Source organism: Corynebacterium sp. (assembly GCF_012838985.1).
In the GTDB taxonomy this organism is placed as follows: domain Bacteria; phylum Actinomycetota; class Actinomycetes; order Mycobacteriales; family Mycobacteriaceae; genus Corynebacterium.
In genome coordinates this window covers 1-9,458 of the sequence record NZ_DUOE01000215.1, presented here as the reverse complement: position 1 = coordinate 9,458, position 9,458 = coordinate 1, and the positions used below count along the sequence as shown (strand labels likewise).

The following is a 9,458-nucleotide window of genomic DNA, read 5'->3' as shown; positions in this document are numbered from 1 at the left end:
TCCGCGTCGAAACGTTCGCTGCGCCCGGGGTGGACGGTGAGGAGGTCACGGTCGGCGTCGACAAGCAGGACGCGGTGTCCGGTGAGTCGGTGCAGGACCTCGACATCGGTGAGCAGCTGGACGTCGTCGTCGGTGACGCCGGCGAGAGCGAGGTCACCGATCACCTTGCCCAGCCGCGTGACGGACAGGTCCGCCGGGTGGACGAGGACGACCCGCTGCGGGGCCCCGTCCGTCGCGCGGGAGGCGACGTCGACGGCGCGGGCCAGCGTCGGGAAGGATCCCATGAGATGGACGCCGGCCGCCCCGGAGATGGCGGACCCCGCCCCCGACTCCCCGACCGACAGCCCCAGCTCCCACATCAGATGAGGAACACGACTCCGAGGACGACGATCAGGGCGATGGTGAGGATCAGCGCGAACTTTGTCACGCTGAGGTTGCGCTCCGGGTTGAGCTCCACCGGGGTGTCCGAGGGCGGGGGCATGGTCACCAGGGAATCCTCGGTGGGGAACTCCAGCGCCAGCTTCGCGACGTCCACCCGGTCGAAGGACTTCTCCCCCAGCGTCGGGAAGGAGACGGTCACGGGGGTCGGCTTCGGGTCCGGCTGCGGACCGAAGAGATTCTTCTTCGGCGCCGCGGTCGGGTAGGTCACCAGCGTGGCCTGCTCGCCGAGGGCGGTGGAGAGCACCTCCACGTCATTGCGCACCTGCACCTTGTGCCCCGGGATGCCCGCGATGATGAGCTCACCCATGTACCACTTCAGCTCGTGCGGCTGCAGATCCGACTCGATGATGAGGACGGCCTTGTCCGGCAGACGGGTCTCCTCCCCCTCGGAGGAGAAGCTCACTGCACGGTCGATCTCCGGGTAGAAGCCGGTGATCTCGATGACTCCCGAGGCACCGAGCTTCGCGGTACCGAGTCCGAGCGGGGTGGCGGTCAGCGCCAGGGTCCAGGTCATGGGTCCTACTTTCTCACATAACTGCGGAGCGCCACCTGAGCGGTGAGGCCGGCGAAGATGATGCCGGTCAGCGCCACGAGCGGCACCACCAGCCAGATGCTGTTCGTGGTCAACGGCGCGATGAGCTGCGAATCGTAGAGCCCACCCAGTGCCTTGTCGATGACGAACTCCTTGCCCAGGAACAGCCCCACCGTCGCCAGGACCGCACCGATGAGCGTGGCCAGGACCGCCTCCAGCACGAAGGGTGCCTCAGTGTACCAGCGGGACGCACCCACCATGCGCATGATGGAGATCTCCTCCCGGCGCGCGAAAGCCGCGATCTGCACCATGTTCGCAATGAGGAAGATCGCCGCGACCGCCTGCACCGCCGCCACCAGGAAGGTCGCGTTCCGCACGGCGTCGAGGTTGTCGGTCGCCCCTCGCAGGTCATCGACCTGGTCGACGATGGTGTCCACCTGCTCGAGGTCACGCACCGGCTCGAGCGGCTTCTGGTCCAGCGGATCACTCAGGCGCACATGCAGTGCGGCGGGCAGGGCGTCCGGGGAGGTCTCGGCGACCAGCTGCGGGTCGGTGTGCTCGAAGACCTCGACGAAACGCTCGAAGGACTGCTCACGCGAGCGGAAGATGACGGACTCGACGCCGTCGGCGCCGTCGAGAAGCCCCTTGACCTCGACACACGCCTCGGAGGAGCAGTCGCTGTCGTTCGCGGAGATGTCCTCGTCGAGCTGGATCATCACCTCCACGCGGTCGAGGTAGATCCCCTTGGTGTCCTCGGTCATCTGCGTGACCAGGAAACCGGTCGCCAGCAGCGCCAACGAGATCGCGGTGGTGATGATGAGCGCGATGGACATGGTGATGTTCCGGCCCAGTCCGCGCAGGGCCTCACGGAGAACGAATCCGAGTGTCATGGGTGTCTCCTTCTAGCGGGTTTCGCCGTAGACGCCGCGGGCGTCGTCACGCATGAGCTTGCCGAGGTGGAGCTCGATCACACGCCGCCGCATGTCATCGACCGCGCGGGCGTTGTGCGTCGACATGACCACCGTGGTGCCGCCGCGGTTGATCTGGCTGAGCAGCGCCATGATGCCGTCGGACGTCTCGGGGTCGAGGTTGCCGGTCGGCTCGTCGGCCAGCAGGAGCAGCGGGCGGTTGACCACCGCGCGGGCGACGGCGACACGCTGCTGTTCACCACCGGACAGCTCATTGGGCATGCGGTCCGCCTTGGCGGCCAGACCGACCATGTCGAGCACGTCGGGCACCGCCTTGTCGATCTGCGCGCGCGACTTGCCGATGACCTCCAGCGCGAACGCCACATTGTCGTGGACGTTGAGCTTCGGCAGCAGGCGGAAATCCTGGAAGACGTAGCCGATGCGGCGGCGCAGCTCGTTGATCTGCCTGCCGCGCAGCTTGTTCACGTGGAAGTCCGCGAAGTGGATGTCACCCTCGGTGACGTTCTCCTCCCGGATGAGCAGCTCCAGGAAGGTGGACTTGCCGGAGCCGGAGGGCCCGATGAGGAAGACGAAGTCACCCTTGTCGATGGTCAGGGAGATGTCGTCCAGGGCCGGTCGCGTCGAGGTCGGGTAGACCTTGGTGACGGAGTCGAAGGTGATCACCTCTCACACCTTAGCCAACGGCCTGCGACGGTCGGGGCGGGAATGAGGATTCACAGGCAATGCCACGGGCACGGTCACGGCCCGGCAACAACCGACCCGACTCGTGGCGTAAGTAACACGAATGGCCGCCTGTTCCGTTAGCGTCGACGGACTATGAGCACTTTGACATCCTCCCCCACAGAACAGACAGACAAGACAGACAAGCCCCGGCAGAGTTCCCGGGGATTCCTCGGCGCCATCGAGACGATCGGCAACAAACTCCCCGACCCGTTCTGGCTCTTCGTCATCCTCGCGGGCGTGGTCGCCCTCACCAGCTGGGTCGGCTCCCGCCTCGGCATGACGGCGATCCAGCCGGACACCGGGGAGACCATCCGCGTCGAGAGCCTCCTCACCGCCGAGGGGCTGCAGCGGATGATCACCGACGCGGTGAAGAACTTCACCGACTTCCCGCCGCTCGGCGTCATCCTCACCGTGATGCTCGGTGTCGCCGTCGCCGAGCACTCCGGCCTGCTGTCCGCCCTGGTCCGCGCCATGGTGGCCAAGGTCGGGCCCCGCACCCTCACCTTCGCTCTGGCGCTGGCGGGTGTCACCGGCTCGGTGGCCTCCGACGCCATCTACGTCATCCTCATCCCGCTGGGCGCCATGGCCTTCCACGCCGTCGGGCGCTCCCCCATCGTCGGTGCCATGGTCGCCTTCGCCGCCTCCTCCGCCGGCTTCAACGCCTCCCTCATCCTCAACATCACCGACCTGCTGCTGTCGGGCATCTCCACCTCGGCGGCCCAGCTCATCAACCCCGGCTACGAGGTCTCACCCCTGGCGAACATCTACTTCGTCATCCCCTCGGCCATCGTGCTGGCGCTCATCATCACCCTGGTCACGGAATTCTTCGTGGACAGGAAGGCCCGCCAGCTCATCGACCACGACCAGATCAACTACGAGGAGGTCTCCTTCCGGGCGGCCGCCGGCAACGGTGAGGCTGAGTCCGCAGAGGCCGTCGACGAGGACGACCTCTCCCTCTCCCCCACCGAGTCCCGCGCCCTGCTCATCACCGGCGGCGCGCTGGTCGCCTTCCTCGCCGCCTACTTCGCGCTGCTGCTCATCCCCGGTTCCCCGCTGGCGGGCCCCGACGGCGAGACCATGGACAGCCCCCTGATCCGCGCCGTGGCCGTGCCCATCGCCCTGGCCTTCTTCGTCCTCGGCCTGGTCTACGGCCTGGCCTCCCGCACCATCCGCGGGGCCGGTGACATCCCCGAGTTCATGGCCCGCGGCCTGAAGACGCTGCTGCCGATGCTCGTGCTCTTCTTCGCCGTCGCCCAGTTCCTCGCCTGGTTCCAGTGGTCGAACCTGGGTGTGTGGACCGCCATCCGCGGCTCCGAGCTCCTGCAGACGTGGAACCTGCCCCCGCTGGCCATGTTCTTCGGGCTGGTCGTCATGGTGGCGCTGCTCAACCTCTTCATCACCTCCGGCTCCGCGCAGTGGGCGCTCATGGCGCCGGTGGTCGTGCCGATGATGATGCTCGTCGACGTCTCCCCCGAGGTGACGCAGATGCTCTTCCGTATCGGTGACTCCCCGACGAACATCATCACCCCGATGAGCCCGTACTTCGCCCTGGCGCTCACCTTCCTGCAGCGCTACTACCGGCCGGCGGGCGTGGGCACGCTCATGTCGCTGGCGCTGCCCTTCTCCATCGCGATGCTGATCGGATGGTTCCTCTTCTTCGTCGCCTGGTACCTGCTGGGCATCCCCCTGGGCCCGGGCAGCCCGATGACCTACACCGGCTGACCGGGTGGGCCTCAGTCGGCCTGCTGCTCCGCCATGCGCCAGCGGATACCGGACTCGAGGAACCCGTCGATGTCCCCGTCCAGGACCTTCGACGGGTCATTGACCTCGTAGTTGGTGCGCAGGTCCTTGACCATCTGGTACGGGTGCAGGACGTAGGAGCGCATCTGGTTGCCCCACGAGGCCTGTCCGCCGGCGCCGAGGGCGTCCATCTCGGCGCGTTCCTCCTGGCGCTTCTGCTCCAGCAGCTTCGCCTGGAGGACGCGCATCGCGGAGGCCTTGTTCTGGATCTGGGACTTCTCGTTCTGACACGTCACGACGATGCCCGTCGGGATGTGGGTCAGGCGGACCGCGGAGTCGGTGGTGTTGACCGACTGGCCGCCGGGTCCGGAGGAGCGGTAGACGTCGACACGCACGTCGGCATCGGGGATGTCGATGGAGTCGACCTTCTCGACGACCGGCAGCACCTCCACCTCCGCGAACGACGTCTGGCGGCGGCCCTGGTTGTCGAAGGGGCTGATGCGCACGAGGCGGTGCGCGCCCTGCTCGACGGAGAGCTGGCCGTACATGTAGTCGCCGTGGATGACGAAGGTGGCGGACTTGATGCCCGCCTCCTCCGCGTAGGAGATGTCGTAGACGTCGACCTTGTGGCCGTTCTTCTCCGCCCAGCGGGTGTACATGCGCATGAGCATCTCGGCCCAGTCGGCGGCGTCGACGCCTCCGGCACCGGAACGGATGTTGATCAGCGCCTCACGCTGGTCGTAGTCGCCGGAGAGCATGGTCTGCACCTCGAGCGCCTCGATCTGGGTGCGCATGTCGGCGAGTTCCTCGTCGGCGAGTTCGTCGCCCTCTCCCTCCTCCTCGGCGAGTTCGTACATGATGGGCAGATCCTCGAGTCGCTGGCGCAGGTCGGTGAGCTTGCGCAGCTTGCCCTGCACGGCGGAGAGTTCGGAGGTGACCTGCTGGGCATGGTCCGGGTCGTCCCAGAGGCTGGGGTCGGCGGCCTGCTGCTCGAGCTCACGGACGCGGGCGGACATCTCCTCCGGGTCCATCACCTTCTCGATGGTGGTGAGGGTGGAGTTGAGGTCGTCGAGTGCTGCAGAAAGTTCCGGTCGCATAACCTCCTACTCTACTGTGCTTGTCGACGCCCGCCCGCAGCCCCCGTCCCCGGCCCCTCCCTCACGCCGCCCTCTCCCGCAGGAAGCCGACGCTGAACCCCACCAGCGCCAGCGCACCACCCGCGCCGAGGAGGAGGAAGATGAGCCCGGCCCCCGACTGCCCGGTGTCGTCCTGCGCGAACGCCCACACACCCCAGGCCAGGGCGAATCCGCTGGCGGCGGCCCACCCGGTGGCGGGCCCCTCGGCGGGGAGCCGGGTGGCGAGCCAGCCCGTGAGCGCCACCATGACGCCGCCAGCGAGGACGACCTGCCACGGCTGGTAGTCGCCGTGCGGTCCCAGCGGCCAGCTCATGGTGAGCAGCCACACCACGAGCCCGCCGAGGAAGGCCAGACCCAGGTGCCGCACCGCCCCCGGTCGCTTCCGGCGCGTGACCATGAGGAACAGCACGGGGCCGAGGACGAAGAGTGCGAGGAACACCATGCCCCCACGATAGGTGCGCCCTCATCCTGAGGTGCGGCACCGCACGGGGCACAATGGACCGCATGACTTCACAGCACCCTGCCGCCAGCCTCGACGACATGATCGCCGCGATCACGAAGACCTTCGTCATCGCCCACGACCAGGATTCCGATGAGCACCTCGCCCAGGCGCTCGTCTACAACGCCGGCCGCCTGGCCTGGCGTCTGCGCGAACAGGGCCTGCCCACCGAGCAGAAGACCTCCGTGTCGGATGTGGTCACCATCGCCGACCGCGCGGCGGAGGACTTCATCTCCGGGGCGCTGGCCCAGCTGCGCCCCGAGGACGGCATCCTCGGCGAGGAGGGGGCGGAGCGTGCCTCCACCTCCGGGCGGCACTGGGTGGTCGACCCGGTGGACGGCACCTACAACTTCGCCTCCGGCTCCGACTACTGGTGCTCCGCACTCGCCCTGGTCGAGGGCTCCCCGGCCGACCCGGACAAGCTCATCCTCGGCGCCGTCCACCGTCCGGCGATGGGGTACACGTGGCTCGGCGGCCCGGAGATTCCCACGACGCGGGACGGACGGGGCGTCGAGAAGCTCCGTGAGGTGGACGCCGATCAGCTGTGCCTGGGCACCTACATCCACCCCACCTCCCTGGCGCAGCCGGAGCGCGCCGAGGCGTGGATGCGGGCCGTCGGTGAGGTGGCGACGCTGCGCATGCTCGGTGCCGGCAGCGTGGATCTGGCCTCGGTGGCCGACGGCACCCTCGGCGTGTGGGTGCAGCATTCCGTCGAGGACTGGGACTGGCTGCCCGGCCTCGCGCTGGTCACTGGTGCCGGAGGTGAGGGAGTGAAGGTTGAGGCTGGCGGGGTCACATGGTGTGTGGCCGGAAATTCCCGCGCAGTGGAACAGGTCGCCTCCGCGCTGGTTAGTATGTCTGCATGACCAGTTACACCGATGACCTCGCCCTCGCCCTCGAACTCGCGGACCTCGCTGACTCGCTCACGTTCGACCGCTTCGAGGCCACCGATCTCAACGTCACCTCCAAGCCGGACATGACCCCGGTCTCCGACGCCGACATCGCCTGCGAGGAGGCACTCCGCGCGAAACTCGCCGAGGCACGTCCCGCCGACGCCATCCTCGGCGAGGAGTTCGGCGGCGAGGCCACCCATGAAGGCCGCCAGTGGGTCATCGACCCCATCGACGGCACGAAGAACTTCGTCCGCGGCGTCCCCGTCTGGGCCACCCTCATCTCCCTGCTCGTCGACGGTGAGCCTGTCGTCGGCGTCGTCTCCGCCCCGGCACTGGCCCGCCGCTGGTACGCCGCCTCCGAGTCCGGCGCCTGGCGCACCTTCAACGGCGGCTCCCCCAAGAAGCTCTGCGTCTCCGGGGTCTCCGAGCTTGCCGACGCCTCCCTCTCCTTCTCCTCCCTCTCCGGCTGGGCCGAGCGCGGCCTGCGCGAGAACTTCATCGGCCTCTCCGACGCGACCTGGCGTCTGCGCGGCTACGGCGACTTCTACTCCTACTGCCTCGTCGCCGAGGGCGCGGTCGACATCGCCGCCGAGCCCGAGGTCTCCCTCTGGGACCTGGCAGCCCTGTCGATCCTGGTCACCGAGGCCGGCGGCCGCTTCTCCTCCCTCGCCGGTGAGGACGGTCCGCACGGCGGCGACGCCGTGGCCACCAACGGCCTGCTGCACGACGCGGCGCTGGACGCCCTGCGGTAGGGCAGCGGAACCAGAAAGGGCGGTGACTGTGGAAGTCACCGCCCTTTCTGTCTGCCCGAGGTCCTAGAACGCGGAGCTGAGCTGCGCGATGACGTCCCGGGTGCCGCTCACGATGTGGTTGAGCAGCCAGGCCCAGTCGTAGTGCCAGGGCAGGTTCACGTCAGTGTGGATGTCGAGAAGGTTCATGACGATTCCTTTCAGTCGGGGGTACTAGTCAGCCAGGCGGAAGCCGGCGCCGACGCCGCCGCGCGCCTCCATGTCCTTGAGGACGGAGTCGATGCTGGTGGAGACCGTCGGCATGAACAGCTGGCCCTGCAGCGGGGTACGGCACGAGAAACGCTGGTCAGAGAGCACGCCACCGGAGACGATGCCGACCATCCGGTCGCCCGCCATGACCGGTGCGCCCGAGTCACCGACCATCGCGCACAGCTGGGAGATCTGGACCTCCGCGTCGGAGGTCCACACGTTGCCGCAGGTGTGACCGGTGGCCACGCCCTGCTTGCACAGGATGTCACCCGGGCGGGCCGGGCCACCGAGGCTGTTGACGGTCACATTGTTGTAGGTGCGGCTGATCTGCGTGTTGGAGCCCAGCTCGACGACCGAGTAGTCGTGCAGCTTGTTGCTCGCGACGACCGTGCCGGACGCACCGACCTGCCAGGAGTCCGCCGACCACACCTTCTCCCCCGGGTCACCGCAGTGACCGGCGGTGATGCCGACCTTACGACCCTCAGCGTCGGTGCCGACGACACCGATCGTGCACATCTTCGACTTGCCGACCACGATCGGCGTCCCCGGCCCGTACAGCGACACGCCCTGCTCCTGCACGACCATCGACTCCTCCGGGATACGCGGGGCGTCGAACCAGGACACCGGCACGCGGTGGAGGATCCAGTCGGCGAAGGGCTTGCCGGCCATCACCTTGGACACCGGGTCATTGACCCAGCGGTAGTTCTGGTCGAGCCCGGCCTGCTCCTCAGGGACCAGCGCCTCGCCGTCCGAGTAGGCGGCCCGCTCCCCCGGCAGGGAGGACAGTCCCGTGATCCCGGCGGTCCCCTCAGGGGCTCCGGTCATCTCGGCTGGAGTGTCCGTCTCTGCCGGAGCCTCCTCCTCACGCAGGCGGGTGTTGGGCACATGGGTGACGATCGCGTGGTCGATCGCATCCGTCACCGCCTTATCGACGCCCGGCACCTCCACCCCCAGCGCCGCCAACTGCGCGCGCACACCGTCGACGACATCCGCCGAGGCGACCTCGGTGCCGGTGGTCTCCACGGTGGTCTCCACTGTGGAGTCCACGACGGAGGAGGTCAGCGGCGCAGCATCCGGAATCACGCCCTCCGAACTGACGGCGCCGACCGCGGGCACCGCGAGCATCACCGCACCCGTCACGATCGCTGCCGTCATGGAGTTCTTAACGCGGGCGTGCCGTCGCATAGGGGTGGGGTCCTCTTCTGGTGGAGCTGCAGGAATACCTCCACATCATGCCATGCCGCTTCCCGGACCGAGCACGGACATGGATGTCGTATCCGAAAGGTTACGAGGATTCCGCCACCGGCAGCAGCCGGGTTCTCCGCCGGCGCCGCCTCCGCACGTTCGAAAGGACACCACCGAGAGGGCACCCCACCGCCTCTCGCACGTTCGAGACCACTCCCCCTCCGAAGGTGTCCTTCCGAACCTGCTGCACGCCCCACCCCGGGAACGACGGAACCCTCCCGACCGAAGTCGGGAGGGTTCCGTGGTGAATTGGTAGCGGGGGCAGGATTCGAACCTACGACCTCTGGGTTATGAGCCCAGCGAGCTACCGAGCTGCTCCACC

At 68.0% G+C, this 9,458-nt stretch carries 11 protein-coding genes; 3 read left to right on the top strand and 8 right to left on the bottom strand.

Going from position 1 to position 9,458, the window contains the following annotated elements:
• The 4 genes from GXZ33_RS12120 to ftsE all read right to left on the bottom strand — a co-directional run.
• On the bottom strand, positions 1 to 359 hold a 359-nt coding region (locus GXZ33_RS12120; protein ID WP_291341461.1), incomplete at its 3' end, for a hypothetical protein.
• On the bottom strand, positions 359 to 955 hold the full coding sequence (locus tag GXZ33_RS12115; protein WP_291341459.1) for a hypothetical protein: 597 nt from the start codon (positions 953 to 955) through the stop codon (positions 359 to 361). The genes GXZ33_RS12115 and GXZ33_RS12120, both read right to left, overlap by 1 nt.
• Before the next feature lie 5 nt (positions 956 to 960).
• Positions 961 to 1,863, bottom strand: coding sequence for a permease-like cell division protein FtsX (ftsX, locus tag GXZ33_RS12110; protein ID WP_291341457.1), 903 nt, complete (start codon positions 1,861 to 1,863; stop codon positions 961 to 963).
• Between the two features lie 12 nt (positions 1,864 to 1,875).
• Entirely contained in the window at positions 1,876 to 2,565 is a 690-nt protein-coding gene (gene ftsE / locus GXZ33_RS12105) for a cell division ATP-binding protein FtsE (RefSeq protein ID WP_291341455.1), read from the bottom strand.
• A gap of 153 nt (positions 2,566 to 2,718) precedes the next feature.
• Here ftsE and GXZ33_RS12100 point away from each other — a divergent pair, with 153 nt between their 5' ends.
• A complete protein-coding gene (locus GXZ33_RS12100) occupies positions 2,719 to 4,347 on the top strand; it encodes an AbgT family transporter (protein ID WP_291341453.1) in 1,629 nt (542 codons plus the stop codon).
• Positions 4,348 to 4,358: 11 nt separating this feature from the next.
• On the opposite strand, the gene prfB is transcribed toward GXZ33_RS12100, so the two are convergent.
• Both prfB and GXZ33_RS12090 read right to left on the bottom strand, forming a co-directional pair.
• Positions 4,359 to 5,462, bottom strand: coding sequence for a peptide chain release factor 2 (prfB, locus tag GXZ33_RS12095; protein ID WP_291341451.1), 1,104 nt, complete (start codon positions 5,460 to 5,462; stop codon positions 4,359 to 4,361).
• 61 nt (positions 5,463 to 5,523) lie between these two features.
• Positions 5,524 to 5,943, bottom strand: a complete 420-nt coding sequence (locus GXZ33_RS12090) for a hypothetical protein (RefSeq protein ID WP_291341449.1) — start codon at positions 5,941 to 5,943, stop codon at positions 5,524 to 5,526.
• 53 nt (positions 5,944 to 5,996) lie between these two features.
• Between GXZ33_RS12090 and GXZ33_RS12085 the strand changes: the two genes are divergently transcribed.
• A complete protein-coding gene (locus GXZ33_RS12085; RefSeq protein ID WP_291341447.1) occupies positions 5,997 to 6,866 on the top strand; it encodes an inositol monophosphatase family protein in 870 nt (289 codons plus the stop codon).
• Positions 6,863 to 7,645, top strand: a complete 783-nt coding sequence (gene hisN, locus GXZ33_RS12080; protein ID WP_291341445.1) for a histidinol-phosphatase — start codon at positions 6,863 to 6,865, stop codon at positions 7,643 to 7,645. Before GXZ33_RS12085 ends, hisN begins: the two co-directional genes overlap by 4 nt.
• 63 nt (positions 7,646 to 7,708) lie before the next feature.
• Here the strand turns inward: hisN and GXZ33_RS12075 are convergent, their stop codons facing one another.
• Both GXZ33_RS12075 and GXZ33_RS12070 read right to left on the bottom strand, forming a co-directional pair.
• Entirely contained in the window at positions 7,709 to 7,831 is a 123-nt protein-coding gene (locus GXZ33_RS12075; protein ID WP_291341443.1) for a hypothetical protein, read from the bottom strand.
• Positions 7,832 to 7,855: 24 nt separating this feature from the next.
• Positions 7,856 to 9,046: a S1 family peptidase gene (locus GXZ33_RS12070; protein WP_291341441.1), complete on the bottom strand. Its 1,191-nt coding sequence runs from the start codon at positions 9,044 to 9,046 to the stop codon at positions 7,856 to 7,858.
• Positions 9,047 to 9,458 lie beyond the last annotated feature (412 nt).